At 63.4% G+C, this 15,300-nt stretch carries 17 protein-coding genes; 7 read left to right on the top strand and 10 right to left on the bottom strand.

The window, feature by feature from the left end:
- Positions 1 to 4 precede the first annotated feature (4 nt).
- Positions 5 to 1,249 (top strand): NAD(P)/FAD-dependent oxidoreductase, encoded by a 1,245-nt coding sequence (locus tag B9A23_RS13625; protein ID WP_084279637.1) that lies wholly within the window; start codon positions 5 to 7, stop codon positions 1,247 to 1,249.
- Here B9A23_RS13625 and queG read toward each other — a convergent pair.
- The gene (queG, locus tag B9A23_RS13620; protein ID WP_084279636.1) at positions 1,246 to 2,295 is read right to left on the bottom strand and encodes a tRNA epoxyqueuosine(34) reductase QueG; all 1,050 of its coding nucleotides are present in this window, start codon (positions 2,293 to 2,295) and stop codon (positions 1,246 to 1,248) included. The two genes, B9A23_RS13625 and queG, sit on opposite strands and share 4 nt — an antisense overlap.
- Before the next feature lie 46 nt (positions 2,296 to 2,341).
- Here queG and B9A23_RS13615 point away from each other — a divergent pair, with 46 nt between their 5' ends.
- The 5 genes from B9A23_RS13615 (at position 2,342) to B9A23_RS13595 (ending at position 7,680) form a co-directional block, all read left to right on the top strand.
- On the top strand, positions 2,342 to 3,343 hold the full coding sequence (locus B9A23_RS13615; RefSeq protein WP_084279635.1) for an ABC transporter ATP-binding protein: 1,002 nt from the start codon (positions 2,342 to 2,344) through the stop codon (positions 3,341 to 3,343).
- On the top strand, positions 3,340 to 4,560 hold the full coding sequence (locus B9A23_RS13610) for an ABC transporter permease (RefSeq protein WP_084279634.1): 1,221 nt from the start codon (positions 3,340 to 3,342) through the stop codon (positions 4,558 to 4,560). The genes B9A23_RS13615 and B9A23_RS13610 overlap by 4 nt, the downstream gene beginning before the upstream one ends.
- Positions 4,561 to 4,637: 77 nt before the next feature.
- Positions 4,638 to 5,975 carry a cytochrome P450 gene (locus B9A23_RS13605; RefSeq protein ID WP_084279633.1) on the top strand — a complete coding sequence of 446 codons (1,338 nt, stop codon included), beginning with the start codon at positions 4,638 to 4,640 and terminating at the stop codon, positions 5,973 to 5,975.
- A 146-nt stretch (positions 5,976 to 6,121) separates the two neighbouring features.
- A complete protein-coding gene (gene msrB / locus B9A23_RS13600; protein WP_084279632.1) occupies positions 6,122 to 6,616 on the top strand; it encodes a peptide-methionine (R)-S-oxide reductase MsrB in 495 nt (164 codons plus the stop codon).
- A gap of 71 nt (positions 6,617 to 6,687) precedes the next feature.
- Complete coding sequence (locus tag B9A23_RS13595; protein WP_139797474.1) at positions 6,688 to 7,680, top strand: esterase-like activity of phytase family protein; 993 nt, start codon at positions 6,688 to 6,690, stop codon at positions 7,678 to 7,680.
- 80 nt (positions 7,681 to 7,760) lie between these two features.
- On the opposite strand, the gene rpmB is transcribed toward B9A23_RS13595, so the two are convergent.
- On the bottom strand, positions 7,761 to 8,045 hold the full coding sequence (gene rpmB / locus B9A23_RS13590; protein ID WP_084279630.1) for a 50S ribosomal protein L28: 285 nt from the start codon (positions 8,043 to 8,045) through the stop codon (positions 7,761 to 7,763).
- A 120-nt stretch (positions 8,046 to 8,165) separates the two neighbouring features.
- Between rpmB and B9A23_RS13585 the strand changes: the two genes are divergently transcribed.
- A complete protein-coding gene (locus tag B9A23_RS13585; RefSeq protein WP_084279796.1) occupies positions 8,166 to 8,621 on the top strand; it encodes a nucleoside deaminase in 456 nt (151 codons plus the stop codon).
- Positions 8,622 to 8,631: 10 nt separating this feature from the next.
- Here the strand turns inward: B9A23_RS13585 and B9A23_RS13580 are convergent, their stop codons facing one another.
- From B9A23_RS13580 to B9A23_RS22825, 8 genes are all read right to left on the bottom strand, one after another.
- Positions 8,632 to 9,333 carry a ribonuclease T2 gene (locus B9A23_RS13580; protein WP_084279629.1) on the bottom strand — a complete coding sequence of 234 codons (702 nt, stop codon included), beginning with the start codon at positions 9,331 to 9,333 and terminating at the stop codon, positions 8,632 to 8,634.
- 2 nt (positions 9,334 to 9,335) lie between these two features.
- Positions 9,336 to 9,728 carry a hypothetical protein gene (locus tag B9A23_RS13575; protein WP_084279628.1) on the bottom strand — a complete coding sequence of 131 codons (393 nt, stop codon included), beginning with the start codon at positions 9,726 to 9,728 and terminating at the stop codon, positions 9,336 to 9,338.
- Positions 9,729 to 9,741: 13 nt separating this feature from the next.
- Positions 9,742 to 10,608 (bottom strand): carboxylating nicotinate-nucleotide diphosphorylase, encoded by an 867-nt coding sequence (nadC, locus tag B9A23_RS13570; RefSeq protein WP_176217993.1) that lies wholly within the window; start codon positions 10,606 to 10,608, stop codon positions 9,742 to 9,744.
- Positions 10,609 to 10,645: 37 nt separating this feature from the next.
- Complete coding sequence (locus B9A23_RS13565; RefSeq protein WP_084279627.1) at positions 10,646 to 11,443, bottom strand: LytR/AlgR family response regulator transcription factor; 798 nt, start codon at positions 11,441 to 11,443, stop codon at positions 10,646 to 10,648.
- 112 nt (positions 11,444 to 11,555) lie between these two features.
- Positions 11,556 to 12,701 carry a sensor histidine kinase gene (locus B9A23_RS13560; RefSeq protein WP_084279626.1) on the bottom strand — a complete coding sequence of 382 codons (1,146 nt, stop codon included), beginning with the start codon at positions 12,699 to 12,701 and terminating at the stop codon, positions 11,556 to 11,558.
- Between the two features lie 126 nt (positions 12,702 to 12,827).
- Entirely contained in the window at positions 12,828 to 13,622 is a 795-nt protein-coding gene (locus tag B9A23_RS13555; protein WP_084279625.1) for a DsbA family protein, read from the bottom strand.
- A 10-nt stretch (positions 13,623 to 13,632) separates the two neighbouring features.
- Positions 13,633 to 15,012, bottom strand: coding sequence for a M48 family metalloprotease (locus B9A23_RS13550; protein ID WP_084279624.1), 1,380 nt, complete (start codon positions 15,010 to 15,012; stop codon positions 13,633 to 13,635).
- Positions 15,013 to 15,064: 52 nt separating this feature from the next.
- Complete coding sequence (locus B9A23_RS22825) at positions 15,065 to 15,292, bottom strand: hypothetical protein (protein WP_176217992.1); 228 nt, start codon at positions 15,290 to 15,292, stop codon at positions 15,065 to 15,067.
- Positions 15,293 to 15,300 lie beyond the last annotated feature (8 nt).

The raw sequence follows: 15,300 nt of genomic DNA, 5'->3' as shown, positions 1-15,300 counted from the left end.
GAGCATGGAGCACGCAGACGTCATCATCGTGGGTGCCGGGCACGGCGGGGCACAGGCCGCGATCGCGCTGCGGCAGAACGGCTTCGAGGGCCGCATCCTGGTGATCGGCCGTGAGCCGGAAATCCCTTACGAGCGTCCGCCGCTGTCCAAGGAATATCTCGCCCGCGACAAGACGTTCGATCGCATCTGCATCCGCCCGGCGCAGTTCTGGGAAGACAAGGCTGTCGAGATGAAGCTCGGCGCCGAAGTCGTCTCGCTCGATCCTGCCGCGCACACGGTGAAGCTCGGTGACGGCTCGGAGATCGGCTACGGCAAGCTTATCTGGGCCACCGGCGGCGATCCGCGCCGCCTTTCGTGCATGGGCGCTGATCTCAAGGGGGTCCACGCCGTCCGCACCAGGGAAGACGCCGACCGGCTGATGGCCGAACTCGATGCCCTTGATGCAATTGGGGGTGCAAAGCGCGCCGTGGTCGTCGGCGGTGGCTACATCGGCTTGGAAGCCGCTGCCGTGCTGACCAAGTTCGACGTCTCGGTCACCCTGCTCGAAGCCCTGCCGCGTGTGCTGGCCCGCGTTGCCGGTGAAGCCTTGTCCGAATTCTATCAGGCCGAACATCGCGCGCACGGCGTCGATCTGCGCACTGGCGCTGCGATGGATTGCATCGAGGGTGATGGCGTCAAGGTGGCCGGCGTCAAGATGCAGGACGGCTCGGTCATCCCGGCCGACATCGTGATCGTCGGCATCGGCATCGTACCCTGCGTCGGCCCGCTGCTCTCTGCAGGCGCCGCGGGCGGCAATGGCGTCGACGTCGACGAACTGTGCCGCACGTCGCTGCCCGATGTCTATGCGATCGGCGATTGCGCGGCCCACTCGAACGACTTCGCCAACGGCGCGGTGATCCGCCTCGAGTCCGTCCAGAACGCCAATGACATGGCGACCACGGCTGCCAAGTGCATCTGCGGCACCGAAGCGCCCTACAAGGCGACGCCGTGGTTCTGGTCCAACCAGTACGACCTGCGCCTGCAGACCGTCGGTCTCTCGACAGGGCATGACAGCGCCGTGCTGCGCGGCGACCCGGCCACGCGCTCGTTCTCGGTGGTTTACCTCAAGAACGGCAAGGTCATTGCGCTCGATTGCGTGAACATGGTCAAGGACTATGTGCAAGGCAAGAAACTGGTCGAAGCCCGCGCCCAGATCGCGCCTGAGCAGCTCGCCGACGCTACTGTGCCGCTCAAGGAGATGATGGCCTAGGCCAGCCGCGCGGCGGCCCAGCGGGCGGCATCTGCCACCGCAGGATCAGCGTCATCGCAAAGGCCTTGCACCACTGGCAAAAGCGCCTGGCTTCCGCTGTTTCCGGCAGCATAGAGACAATTGCGCACCATCCGGTCCCGCCCGATTCGCTTGATCGGGCTGCCGCTGAACACTTGCCGGAAGGTGGCATCGTCCAGCGCCAGTAGTTCGGCCAGTCTCGGCGCGGTCAACTCGGCGCGCGGAAGGAATGCCCGATTGGCCTGCGCGGCCTGCGCAAAGCTGTTCCACGGGCAGGCCGCCAGGCAATCGTCGCAGCCATAGATCCGGTTGCCCAAGGCGGCGCGAAACTCCTCCGCTACCGGGCCTTTGTGCTCGATCGTGAGGTAGGAGATGCAACGCCGCGCATCCAGCTGATATGGCTTGGGAAAAGCATTTGTGGGACATGCCGTCTGGCATGCGGTGCATGATCCGCAGCGGTCGGCATGTGGAGTGTCCGAGATCAGGTCCAGTGTCGTGTAGATAGCCCCGAGGAACAGCCATGAGCCATGGCTCCGGCTCACCAGATTGGTGTGCTTGCCCTGCCAACCGATTCCGGCCGCTTGCCCCAGCGGTTTTTCCATCACGGGCGCCGTATCGACGAAGACCTTGACCTCAGCCCCCGGCACTTCGGCTACGAGCCAGCGCGCCAGCGCCTTGAGATTTCGTTTCACGACATCGTGATAATCGCCGCCCTGGGCATAGACGGAGATGCGGCCTCGCTCCGGGTGCGCTTCCAGTGCGCGTGGATCTGCCGCCGGAGCGTAGCTCATCCCCAGCGCTATAACGCTTCGTGCATCGGGCCAGAGCGACTGCGGACCGCGGCGGTGATGCAGACGCGTCTCCATCCACTCCATCGTGCCGTGGCATTCCTCGCCCAGCCATTGCTCCAGGCGCTGGGCGCGAACCGGGTCGTCGACTGCAGGCGCAATGCCACAGGCGGCGAAACCGAGGCGGAAAGCCTCAGCCTTTAGCCGTTCATTGACAGTACCTGCGCCGTGATTAACCAAACTTGCTGTCCCGCTCGTTCATCGACTATCGCTTAGCGCATGTTCCATGAAGATCGAGCTAGGGGAATGGCCCGTGACAGGCAACGTTTCGGGCAGGGGCAGTGTGACAGGAAGCCCTGAACTGGCCATAGACGCACGTGGTCTGGTGAAGCGCTTTGACGGCTTTACTGCCGTCGATGGCGTGGACATCGCCGTGCCCAAGGGTTCGATCTATGGCATCCTCGGCCCCAACGGTGCAGGCAAGACCACGACGCTGCGCATGCTGCTCGGCATCATCGATCCCGATGCTGGCTACCGGCGGGTGCTGGGTCATGAACGGCCGACGGAAGTCGCGCGCCGGATCGGATACCTGCCCGAAGAGCGCGGGCTCTACCCGGCGATGAAGGCTTACGAGGCAATCGGCTTCCTTGCCGCCCTGCGCGGTGTTCCGCTGAAGGAAGGGCGGCGTCGCGGGCGCGAACTGCTTGAAGAGCATGGGCTTGGCTACGCGGCAGACCGCCAGATCAGGCAAATGTCGAAAGGCATGGCGCAAACGGTGCAGCTTCTCGGAACCCTCGTGCACCAGCCGGATCTCGTCGTCTTCGACGAACCGTTTTCCGGGCTTGATGCGTTAAACCAGGGCAAGCTCGAACGCATGATTCGCGCGCTTGCGGCGAGCGGCACGACGGTGATCTTTTCCACCCACGTCATCGCTCACGCTGAGCGCCTGTGCGATCAGGTGGCGATCATCGCCGGGGGGAAGGTGCCCTTCGCCGGGCCGGTGGACCTTGCGAGGGACCGCCTGCGTCCGCAAGTCCGCCTCGAAACGCGCGCGCAGGACGGACCATGGCGTGGCGCGCTTCCCGACGATGTCCGGCACGAAGGCGCCTTCTGGCACTTTACCCTGCCCGAGACCGGCGTGGAGCCGCTGCTGCGCGCCTTGATCGAAGGCAATGCCGGCATTCTCAGCCTGTCGATCGAGCGGGCGGGTTTGCACGATGCCTTTGTCGCGATTGCCGGCGAGGCTGCCGCCAAGGCGCTTGAGGAAAGCGAAGGAGAGCCGCGATGACCGGATTTGCCGAGAAGCTGCGCGCTGCTCTTGTCATCGCGCGGCGCGATTTTGTCGCGGTGGTCTTTTCAAAGACATTCATCTTCTTTCTGATCGGCCCGGCCTTTCCGGTGATAGTCGGAGGACTGGCAGGAAACATCGGCGCCAAGGTCCAGCAGAACGTCGAGAAGCCCACCATCGGCCTTGCCATGAGCGCTGCCGATAACAAGCGCATGATCGCCGCGCGCGAGGAACTGGACGGGCGCGTGGCGGGCGGCTTGCCCGACATGATCCAGCTTGCAACGCCAGGGCAGGGCCAAGCCTTCGATGCCAGGGCTGCGCTTTCCAACGCCGACCGCGAGGTTACCGCAGTCGTTGGCGGCACGCTTGCGGCGCCGACCCTGACCGCCACCGCCGATCGTGCGCGGCAGTGGGTCGGTCTTGTCTCGAACCTTGCCGCGCGCGCCCGTGCCGATACGCCGACGGCTTACCCGGACGTGCAGGTGGAAGAGGTCAACACCTCTATCGCCAAGGTCCGTACCGGCCAGGCCTATACCGCGCAGGGCAGTCAGGTCCTGCTGTTCCTCCTCACCATGCTTCTGGCCGGGATGGTTTTGTCCAATCTTGTCGAGGAGAAGGGCAACAAGATCATCGAGGTGCTTGCGGCAGCCGTGCCGATGGACGCGATGTTCATGGGCAAGCTCTTTGCGATGCTCGCCGTCAGTCTGGTTGGCATTGCCGTGTGGGGCACGGCGATTGGCCTTATCGTGCTTGCAGGCGCCAAGAGCATGCCGCCGCTTTCGGCGCCCGCGGTCGGCTGGCCTCTCTTCCTGACGCTGGGCTTCCTTTATTTCGCCATGGCCTATCTGCTGATGGGATCGCTGTTCCTGTCGATCGGGGGCATGGCCGCAACAGTGCGCGAGGTGCAGACGCTGTCGATGCCGGTCTCGATGTTCCAGCTCATGGTGTTCTTCTTTTCTAGCTACGCGCTGAGCATGCCGGGCTCGTGGGTCGAATGGCTTTCGGTGATATTCCCGGTCAGTTCGCCCTACGCGATGCTGGCCCGCGCCGCACAGCAGCCCGAGGTTTGGCCGCACATCCTCGCGCTGGCCTGGCAGGCATTGTGGGTGGTGGTTATCGTGCGGGCAGGAGCGCAACTGTTTCGGCGGACCGTGATGAAATCCGGCCCTGCACGAGGCAAGACCAAGCGTTCCCTGTTCAGGCGCAAAGCTTATTGACACCTATGTAGGTTGTGGCAAGCTACCAAAGTGACGAGGACCGTGCGGGCAACGTGCGGCCTTTCCGGAGGATAGCCATGGCCACGCAGCTTGCACCCGAAGCCCCGCAGTTCACCTACCGCAGCTCTCCCACCGCGATCGAGGCGTTCAGCGCCTGGCTCAGGGACAATCCCCAGGCCTTCCCGGCGCACACGCACAAGTGGGACGTGAGCCGCTCCGACATCTACGTCGAAGACCGCTGGCAGCCGATCTTTGCCGAGATGCGGCGCGAAGCCCCGGTGAACTTCGTCCCGGAATCGCCTTATGGTGCCTACTGGAATGTGGTGAACCACAAGGCGATCCAGCACGTCGAATCGCTCCCGGAACTGTTCTCCTCATCCTGGCAATACGGTGGCATCACCATTGGCGACCCGCCGGCCGATACCGATCCGGCCCTGCTGGCCGAGCGCCAGTTGCCGATGTTCATCGCGATGGACCGGCCGCAACACACCGGCCAGCGCCGTACGGTCGCTCCTGCCTTCACGCCCGCCAAGATGGTCGAGATGGAGCGGGAAATCCGCCAACGCACCGGCGAGGTGCTCGATTCGCTGCCTTGGGGCGAAAAGTTCGATTGGGTCGACAAGGTCTCGATCGAGCTTACCACCGGCATGCTCGCGCTGCTTTTCGGTTTCCCCTGGCCTGACCGGCGCCTCCTGACGTTCTGGTCGGACTGGGCCGGAGACGTGGAACTTGTCCTGGCACGCGAACTGTCGGACATGCGCTTCGGCTTCCTCGGCGAAATGGCGCACTATTTCCAGCGCCTCTGGGGCGAACGCATGCGCAGCGGCCCTTCGGGCGATCTCATTTCGATGATGATCCATTCCGAAGCGATGAACCACATGAGCCCGCAGGAGTTCATGGGCAATCTCGTGCTGCTTATCGTGGGCGGCAATGACACCACCCGCAACACCATGTCGGGCATCGTCCACGCGCTCGACCAGTTCCCGGACCAGCGCGATCTGCTGGCCCGCGATCCTTCGCTTATCCCGAATGCTGTGCAGGAATGCATCCGCTATGTAACACCGCTTGCGCACATGCGCCGGACGGCCACTGCCGACGCGGAACTTTTCGGTCAGGAGATCAAGGCCGGCGAAAAGCTGATCCTTTGGTACATCTCGGCCAACCGGGACGAAAGTGTGTTCGAGAACGCCGACAAGCTTATCGTCGATCGCGACAATGCGCGGCGTCACCTTTCGTTCGGCTATGGCGTGCATCGCTGCGTCGGCGCACGCCTTGCCGAACTGCAACTGCGCATCTTGCTCGAGGAAATGCACGAGCGGCGAATGCAGGTGCGCGTGGTGGGGGAAGTCGAGCGCGTGCGCGCGAACTTCGTCCACGGCTTCCGCAAGCTCGAAACCGTGATCGAAAAGCGGTAATCCTGGCGACAGGATAACATGCTATGATCTTCGTCACGATGGAACCGGCAGGACTGGACTAGATCGAGTCATGTCCTGCCGGCGGGCAATCCGCCCCCCTCGAGGTCCATCCTCCGCCCACCGGCAGGACACCGAAAGGCTCTGGCATGTCTGCTTCTTCCCCTGATCGTCGTCGCTTCCTTGCTCTGCTTGGCGCTGGTGCGGCCTTGCCCTTCGCCTCGGCTTGCACCGCAAAGCCTGCTGCCAAGGGCCGCTTTCCGGTCATGAAGACCGAGGCCGAATGGCGGCGAACCCTCACCGCCGAGCAATTCTATATCCTGCGCGAGGAGGGCACCGAGCGTCCGTTCACCTCACCTCTGCTCAAGGAACACCGCAAGGGCACCTTCACCTGTGCGGCGGATGGCACGGCCTTGTTTGCCTCGTCTACGAAGTTCGATAGCGGCACTGGCTGGCCCAGTTTCTGGAAGCCGCTGCCCAAGGCTGTCGGAACCAGCAGCGACCGTTCGCTTGGAATGTCGCGCACGGAGGTGCACTGCAGCCAGTGCGGCGGGCACCTCGGACATGTGTTTGATGATGGTCCGGCACCGACGGGCTTGCGCTATTGCATAAATGGCGATGCGCTGAAGTTCCGGCCTGCCTGATCATTACTTCGTGCCGTCGGTAACCATGTTTGCCGATTGACGGGCAGGGGCAATCCGATAACGGCGCTGACGTGCGCCGTGCCCTCCCCATCGTTGTCCTGCTCCTGCCGCTGCTGTTCCTTGTCTGGAGTACGGCGCGCGTAGATCCGCTCAGCTTCAATCCTTGGATCGACGTAGCGGACATGACAGCGTCGGTTCCACCGGCTGAACGCCGCGCATTGGGACCGTTCGCTCTTGAAAAGGCGTGGCGCCTGACTGGGCCTGACCAGCGCTTCGGCGGCTATTCGGCCCTTGTCCTGCAGCAAGGCGGCCTCCTAGCCATCAGCGACCGCAACCGTGCGCTGCCACTGCGCTTGCCGATCGAGCCGGGAGCGATGAAGCTGCAGATGCCGCGCCTCATTTCGCAGCACTGGCCGGACGGGCGGGGTTATGTTGGTTTCGATACCGAATCCGCGGTGCGGGACCCATCGGACGGCAGCCTGTGGATCGGCCTGGAAGATGATCCACGCGTGGTACGGGCCGATGCCCGCAGCGGCACCGCGCGCCTTCTGATCGTGCCGGAAACGCGTGATTGGCCAGCCAACGGCGGGGTGGAGGCGATGGCGCGTCTGAACGATGGGCGCTGGATCATGCTGTGCGAATCATGCGGCACGGGGGCTGGCGGACTTCACCTCGGGCTGCTGTTCGCAAGTCAGCCGGCGCGTTCGCGGGCACAGAAGTTTGGCATCACCGTGCCTGCCGGCTTCGATCCGGTAGATGCAGCCACGCTTCCCGACGGACGCGTGCTTATTCTTGTGCGCCGGCTGGCGCTGTTCCCTCCGCATTTCGAGGCCCGCCTGGTCTTGGCAGACTTCGCCGCTTTCGATCCGCGCCGTCCGTTGGCAACCCGGGAGCTGGGGCGCATCGACGGACCCGTCCTGCGCGAGAATTGGGAGGGCATGGTTCTGGCCCCGGCAGGAGATCATCTCGATCTCTGGCTTGTCAGCGATGCGAACGACGCTGCGCTGCAGGAAACGCGCCTGCTCCAGCTTCGCCTTGAGCCGGCAGCATTACCAGCGCCGTAATGCCCGGAGGCAGGCGCAACAAAAGCCCCCGATCCGCTGAGGATGGGGGCCTTGCTGTTTCAACCCTTGCGGGCAGAAGATTAGGCGGCGTTCGCCTTGACCAGCTCGCGCTTCACCTTGAGGGCGCGCGTCGAAAGCTTGGTGTCCGACTGCTTGAGCAGCCAGTTGTCGAGGCCACCGTTATGCTCGACAGAGCGCAGACCGTGCGTCGAAACGCGGAACTTGAAGCTGCGGTCCAGCTTCTCGCTCATCAGCGTGACGTTCTGGAGATTGGGCAGGAACAGACGCTTGGTCTTGTTGTTGGCGTGGCTTACGTTGTGACCGACTTGGCGGCCCTTACCGGTCAGTTCGCAGATACGCGACATGGCTAAAACTCGCTTGTGTTCGATAATACCTATCGGGAAGGCGCGGCTCTTATCGATTCACGGGGCGAAGTCAAGGATTCGGAGTTTGAAAGCGTCAATCCGCTCCTTATACCCCGCATCATGACCCGCTGGCCTCTTCCCGAACCGATGCGACTGGCCTTGGATCAAGCCCGAACCGCTGCCGGTGAAGGCGAAGTGCCCATTGGCGCGGTCATCGTCAAGGACGGAACGCTCATAGCCGCCGCGCACAACCAGCCGCGGACATTGTGCGATCCCACAGCCCACGCCGAAGTGCTGGCGATTCGCGCTGCCGCCGCAGCTTTGGGGCAGGAGCGCCTTGAAGGCTGCGACTTGTGGGTCAGCCTGGAACCTTGCGCGATGTGCGCTGGTGCCATCGCCCATGCCCGCATCGCCCGTGTCTATTACGCCGCCAGCGATCCCAAGGGCGGCGCGGTTGAGCATGGTGCGCGCGTGTTCGACCAGGCCACTTGCCTGCACCGACCCGAGGTCTATTCGGGCATGGGCGAATCGGAATCTGGCGAATTGCTGCGCGGCTTCTTCCGCGAGCGACGTTAGAACGCGAGCCTCAAAAGGAGCGCCAGATCTTCACCGGCACCGTGTCCGGCGGACCGCTATTGCCGATGGGGCAGCGTGCCGGCTTCAGCTTGCGCGAATGGCACAGGTGAATCTCGCGCAGCCAGCCGTCGCGGCCGAGCAGCAGGCGGATCATTTCCGGGCGGAGACGCGGGTTGGCAAGGACCAGCGCCTGCTTGACCTTGCCCACGTCCAGTCCTTCGGTGCGCGACAGGCGCGCCATGTCGCGGAACTCGAAGCTCTGGAAAAGCGCGCGACCCTTGGCGAAGTAGTCGGCCGGGCTGATGCCCATGCAGGTGCCGTGCTTGGCCCATTCATGCATCATCAGGTCAGCCGACGGCGTGGTGCAGAAGTTGCGGCGCAGCGTCGTCGCATCGGGCAGCAGGCGAGACGGGCAGTACTGCGGGAACTTGCCGCCTTGGCCATCGGGCCAAAGGCCGTGGAGTACGAAGCCGAACCTTCCCAGACGGCCTGAACATTGCGTGGCGTGTGCAGGATCGTCCCTGCGCGTGCGGCAGAACTCGGGCGACCAGCTTATTGCCAACGTATAGCCGGTCGTCGGGACGATGCGTGGGGGCGCGTCGGGCGCGGGCGAGGGTGGCACGTTGATCTGCGGCGGCACGTTGCATTGCCACCCCTTCGCCAGGGCCGGGGTTGCCGCCAGCAGTCCAACGGCGATCAGCGTGCCGCGCACCCTCAGTCAGCCTTGCCCTGCTTGAGCCACGCCGTCGAGGCAGGCAGGAACATCAGCACGCCTGCCGCAATCATCAGCAGGATGGCGATCACCGAGAATATGGCGAACGGAATGCCGATCATCGTTGCCACTGCAGGAACGCCGCCGAGACCAAGCACGTCGAGTGCTATCACCGCAACGAGGAACCAGCGCGCTATTGCAAATCGCCCGCGCGACACCGCGAGCGCGAGACCGATGGCAACCAGAGCATTGACGAACGGGCCGATCAGCAGCTCGTTGCGGCCGACTTCCAGCGCAGCCGCCATCGCCCCGGCATTGGCGACGATGTTGACGATGCGGATCAACTGGCTGGCGATCACGCTGATTTCAAAGGCTCGGATAGTGGCGGGACGCATCTTGGGTTTCCGTTCAGGCGATTGGCGTGAAGTCGAGGCCGATATCGGCCGCAGGCGCGCTTTGCGTCAGGCGGCCAACCGAAACGTAGTCCACGCCCGAAGCGGCAATCGCGCCTATCGTATCCAGACGGACGCCGCCCGAGGCCTCGCAAGGCACTCGGCCCGCCACGAGCGCAACGGCCTCGCGCAAAAGGTCTGGCCCCATATTGTCGAGAAGGAGCCGCGTTGCCCCGGCTTCGAGTGCGGGCAGGATCTGGTCGATATGGTCGACCTCGCAGATCACGTCCTTCACCCCTGCGGCCAACGCGCGGCGGACGGCCTCGGCCACACCGCCCGCTACCAACACGTGATTGTCCTTGATCATCGCTGCGTCCCACAGGCCCATGCGGTGATTGGTGCCGCCACCCGTACGCACGGCGTACTTCTCGAGATGGCGCAGGCCGGGGATAGTTTTGCGTGTGTCCAGCAGGCGCGCGTCTGTCTCACCCATCGCGTCCACATATTGGCGCGTAAGCGTGGCCACGCCCGACAGGTGCTGCACCGTGTTCAGCGCGCTGCGCTCGGCCGTGAGCATCGCGCGGGCATTGCCCTCCAGTCGCATGAGGTCGGACCCCGGCGGGACCTGCGCGCCCTCATCAACCAGAATATCGATTTTCATGGCGGGATCGAGCGCGCGGAAGAACGCGGCTGCAATCGGCAGGCCGCAGACCGATATGGCATCGCGGCTGTCCATCACGCCCGAAAAACGGGCGTCTGCCGGGATCACGCTGTCGCTGGTCACATCGTATCCGCCGCCGGGCAGACCCTCTCCAAGGTCCTCGGCCAGCGTTGCGGTGACGAAAGCTTCCAGATCGAAGCCGGGAATGGAGAAACTGCTCATGCGGAGCGCAATACCATTCCCGGCCTTTCTGTCGAGTTCAGTGAACGAAGCGCGCCACCACGTCACGGTACGAACGCGATACCTTCACTTCCGCGCCGCTTTCCAGCACCAGGAAGCATTCGCCATTGGTATGCGGTTTTACCTGGCGCACCTGATCGAGGTTGACGATCTTTGAACGGTGCACGCGCTGGAACACGCGCGGATCAAGGCGGCGTTCGAGATCCTTCATCGTCTCGCGCAGGATCAGAGAATTGTCGCCGGTGTAGATGCACATGTAATCGCCAGCAGCTTCGATGCGCTCGATCGTGTCGACATCGACGCGGAAGATCTTGCCGCGATCCTTGATGTTGATGAGCTTTTCGAAACGTCCAGCCACCGGTTCACCCTCATCCTCGATCTCGGGCAGGGCATCGGGTGCCACTTCGGCAAGGACGTTCTTGAGCTTGTCGGCTTCTTCGCGGCCACGCTTTTCCGAAAGGCGGGTACGGGCGCGGTCGAGCGCGTCGGCAAGGCGGTCTTCCTCAACCGGCTTTAGCAGGTAGTCGACCGCGTTGGCCTCGAACGCCTTGATCGCGTGCTCGGAATAGGCGGTCACGAAAACGAACAGGGGCGGATCGATCTCCATCACGCCCTTGACGACCGAGAAGCCATCGAAGCCGGGCATCTGGATGTCGCAGAACACCAGGTCGGGTTTCTCGGTCTTGATCTTGCGGATGGCCTCACGGCCATTCGAACAGGTGTCGATCACTTCGACATCGGGGAAGGCCTGAAGGCGGAGCTGGAGCCCCTGAATGGCCAGTTTCTCGTCGTCGACGAGGATCGTGCGGATCGTCATGCGGTTCCCTTGGGTCTTGTCCAGACTTGGATCACGTTGCGCCCCCGAAACGGTCCCCCCGTTGGAGTGTGGCTGATGACAGGACGATGAATAGGGCAGTCGGTTCCCGCGATCATGCGCCAACCCCTGCCGGGCGTCGGGCAGGAATTGCCTGAACCGGTTCTGGCTTTGCCTCGAACGGCAGTTCGAGCACGACCTGAAATCCTCCTTCGGGACGGTTTGAAATATCGAATCGCTGGTTCTCGCCATAGGCCTGAACCAAACGATCGCGGATGTTGGCAAGGCCTATGCCGGTGCTGTCACTGCTCACGCCGAACACGCTTGAAGGATCGGTGCCCGGTGACAAGCCCGGTCCGGTGTCGGACACGGTAACCCGCAGCATCGGACCGACGAGTTGCGCTTCAACCGTGATTTCCGCTCCATATTCCAGAGGGCTGACAGCGTACTTGATGGCGTTTTCGACCAGCGGTTGCAGGAGCAGCGAGGGCATCAGGCCACTGCGCACGGCATCGTCTATCCGAAAATCGGTGCGCAGCCGCTCCTCGAAACGCATGCGCTCGATGTCGAGATAAAGCTTCAGCGTCTCGATCTCCTGCGCCACCGTCACCCGTGCAGTTGGTTCGTTGACCAACGTATAGCGCAGGAATGACGACAGACGCGAAAGCATCGCGTTGGCCGGTTCCGTCTGCTTGAGCAGGACCAGCGTCGAGATGGAATTGAGCGTATTGAACAGGAAATGCGGGTTGAGCTGGTAGCGCAGCATGGCCAGCTGGGCCGAGGTCGCCTGCGCTTCCAGCCGCATCAGCTGGTCGTTCTGTTCTTCAACCTGCAGGAAGAAATTGATCGCGTAATAAAGGCCGGTCCACGATATGACGAGCGTGAGATCAAGGTAGAACACGCCGAGGAACAGCTGCGCAAAGCTGGCGTCGCCACCCTGCCGGTAAAGACTGATTACCCACGAGTCGATGAAAGCATACAGGCCCACGGCGACCGACATGGTCACTGCGGTTACGCCCCACGTCACGATTGGCCGCCGGTTGATCAGCGCGCGGTAGATCACCGACAAGATCAGCGAGATCGAGAAGCCGGTGATTGTGGCAATGACGACGATGACCAGGAATGACCATGGCTGCGCATTGGCGATGGACGACATCGCCCGCAGCAGCATCGCGCCGCCCCAGCCAAGGAACTGCAGGCGCCAGAAGGCGCGGTTCTTGTTGCCGAAGAACGGCGTGGGTCTGAACGGCAGCGCTGCCATGAAACGGTTTGTAACCTTTAGCGGTGGGTTAGGCTAGCCTTGCAGGCTTTGGTCCGCAAAGGCCATGATCCACGTGACAGCAACGGGCTGCAACGCAATTGGTGCCAGCACGCCGGAAATCGGCGATCAGCGCTTGCGGGCAGCGTCGATTGCGGCCTGAAGGTCTTCCTGCGGTACTGCGCCGTGGACCAGCTGTTCGCCGATGACCCATGCCGGCGTACCGTTGATGCCGAGCTGGCGCGCCATCTGCAGATTGCGCTTGAGCTCCTCTTCCACATCGGGCCGCGCGGCAAAGCTGCGGGCCGAGGCAAGATCGAGGCCTGCTGCCGTGGCCGCAGCCGTTATGCTGGCGTCGGACGGGCGGGGGCCTTCGAACATTGCCTTGTGATAAGCGGGGTACTTGCCCTGCTCTGCCGCTGCCAGCGCCATCCGGGCTGCCGGCGCGCTTTCGGGTGCAATGATCGGCAACTCGCGCACGACCACGCGCAGATCCGGGTTCTTGGCCACCAGGGCGTCGATCGCCTTCACGCTCTGCCGGCAATAGGTACAAGCAAAATCGGTAAATTCGACCAGCGTCACCTTGCCGTTGGGGTTGCCGAGCACGGCACCCGGGAATGCGGTTTCCAGCGCGCCGCGCATGGGCGCGATCTGTGCCGATGCCTCACGCTGCTGCAACCGCTCCATCGCCTCGGGCAGGACTTCGGGGTGTTCGAGAATGTAGGTGCGGATCAGCCCTTCGATTGCGGCCCGCTCCTTGCCGTCGATGCCTGCGCTCGAAAGCGAAGCCTCCAGCTGCTGGTCACCCTCGGCGGGACGGGATTGCGAATGGGCATACCACCAGCCAGCGCCCGCACCCCCTGCGGCAAAGAGCAGGGCAAGGGCAGCAAATGCTCCGAAGCGGCGAGGTGTTTGATCAGCCATGAATGCGTGCCTAGCGCGATTTCTTCTGGCGTTCCATGGTGGCGCGTGCCGACATCGCGATATCCTGCGCCCGCAGCCAATCCGGCGTGCCCTTGGGCAAGGCTGCCTCTGCCGCTTCGGCACTGCGCACAGCTTCGCCCAGTTGCATGTTCATGAGCTGCTGTTCGGCACTGGCGAGGCGGGCGCGCGGAATATCGCCCTTGGCTTCGTAGATCACGCCAAGCTGGTACCAGGTGAAGGGGTTTTCCTTGTCGCGCGCCACCGAGGTCCTGAGCACTTTCTCGGCTTCGGCAAAGTTGGCCTTGTCCTCGGTTGCGATCAGCGCGTGGCCAAAGGTCGTGGCGATCAAGGGTTCGTTGCCGGTCAGCGCCGTCGCCTCGCGCAACGGCTCCAGCGCTTCCTGCGGGCGTCCGGACTCCAGCAGGATCTGTCCTTCAAGTTCCTTGAAGTAGGGGTTCTTCGGATCGCTGGCGATCAGGGCCTTGGTTTCGTCCAACGCCTTGTCGACAAAGGCTTCCTTGTGGAACGCATAAGCGCGGGCGTATCGGGCGGGCACGTCGGTCAGATATTCGGGATAGGCGCGCAGCGTGTCCTGCGGCTCGGCAAGATAGCCATAAAGCTTGGCCTTCACCCGCAGGAAGCGCGCCTGGAGTTCGGCAGGAGGCGGGGTGTTCCAAGCCGGGTCCTTCTCGAACGCATCCTGCAGTGTTGTCAGGCGGTCTGCAGTCATCGGGTGGGTGCTGTAGAACTCGGCATCGGGGTTGCCGCGCGAGCTGTAGCCGTAACGGAACTCGAGGTTCTGCAGCTTCTTGAAGAACTCGACCGATCCGCGCCCGGAAATGCCGGCTTTCGTCAGAAACTGTACGCTGGCGGCATCGGCTGAACTTTCCTGCGTGCGGCTGAAGGAGAGGAACTTGCCCAATGCCGCCTGCTGACCGGCCATGAACACGCCCAGCGCTGCGTCCGGCGATCCCGCCGCCGCGGCAAGGCCGCCAAGGAGCAGTGAAAGCACGGTTATGCCGGTCGCCGGCTTCATCCCTTCACTGAACCGCACCACGTGGCCTCCGGTGATGTGGCCGAGTTCGTGGGCGATAACGCCTTGCAGTTCATTGACGCTGTCCGCCGCACCGATCAGCCCGGAGTGAATGTAGATCGCCTGCCCGCCGGCAACGAAAGCGTTGATCGAGCCATCGTTGAGCAGGACCAGGTCGATTGCCTTCGGATTGAACCCGGCGGCGGCAAAGATCGGGGCCGATGCATCGCGGAACAGCGCCTCGGTCTCGGCATCGCGCAGCACCGATTGCGCTGCAGCAGGCTGAATGCAAAGGCTGGCCGCCGCGATCAACGCAGCAAGCCGGGCGAAGAGCAGGGCGGGGAGTCTTCGGATCACGCCACGGGACTAACCGCCCGGCGGCTGAACCGCAACTGAAGCGGGAGCGGTCCTACTTGTGATCGTCTTCCCAACGTCGCAGCACGCGGCGCTCCACTGCGCGAAACAGGGCGTCGAGATCATCGGGCTCGACGTCGAGCGCCTCATCCCAATCGGCGAGCACCGCGTCGAGGTCGGCGCGGTCATAGGTCACGGTATGGATAGGGGCAGGTGAGGGCAAGGTCGCGGGGATATGCGGCCAGGCATGGCCGGTCATCGCGTTATAAATCCAGCCCGCCAAGGCAATGC

Source organism: Novosphingobium sp. B1 (assembly GCF_900176395.1).
Lineage (GTDB): Bacteria > Pseudomonadota > Alphaproteobacteria > Sphingomonadales > Sphingomonadaceae > Novosphingobium.
Note: the sequence above shows the minus strand (reverse complement) of the source record. Positions and strands in the feature narration are given on the sequence as shown.

Coding starts and splice junctions, on each gene's coding strand:
- B9A23_RS13615 (WP_084279635.1), top strand. CDS start 2,342: ATGAAGATCGAGCTAGGGGAATGGCCCGTGACAGGCAACGTTTCGGGC.
- B9A23_RS13610 (WP_084279634.1), top strand. CDS start 3,340: ATGACCGGATTTGCCGAGAAGCTGCGCGCTGCTCTTGTCATCGCGCGG.
- B9A23_RS13585 (WP_084279796.1), top strand. CDS start 8,166: ATGACCCGCTGGCCTCTTCCCGAACCGATGCGACTGGCCTTGGATCAA.
- nadC (WP_176217993.1), bottom strand. CDS start 10,608: ATGAGCAGTTTCTCCATTCCCGGCTTCGATCTGGAAGCTTTCGTCACC.
- B9A23_RS13560 (WP_084279626.1), bottom strand. CDS start 12,701: ATGGCAGCGCTGCCGTTCAGACCCACGCCGTTCTTCGGCAACAAGAAC.
- B9A23_RS13575 (WP_084279628.1), bottom strand. CDS start 9,728: ATGCGTCCCGCCACTATCCGAGCCTTTGAAATCAGCGTGATCGCCAGC.
- B9A23_RS13565 (WP_084279627.1), bottom strand. CDS start 11,443: ATGACGATCCGCACGATCCTCGTCGACGACGAGAAACTGGCCATTCAG.
- B9A23_RS13555 (WP_084279625.1), bottom strand. CDS start 13,622: ATGGCTGATCAAACACCTCGCCGCTTCGGAGCATTTGCTGCCCTTGCC.
- rpmB (WP_084279630.1), bottom strand. CDS start 8,045: ATGTCGCGTATCTGCGAACTGACCGGTAAGGGCCGCCAAGTCGGTCAC.
- B9A23_RS13605 (WP_084279633.1), top strand. CDS start 4,638: ATGGCCACGCAGCTTGCACCCGAAGCCCCGCAGTTCACCTACCGCAGC.
- msrB (WP_084279632.1), top strand. CDS start 6,122: ATGTCTGCTTCTTCCCCTGATCGTCGTCGCTTCCTTGCTCTGCTTGGC.
- B9A23_RS13625 (WP_084279637.1), top strand. CDS start 5: ATGGAGCACGCAGACGTCATCATCGTGGGTGCCGGGCACGGCGGGGCA.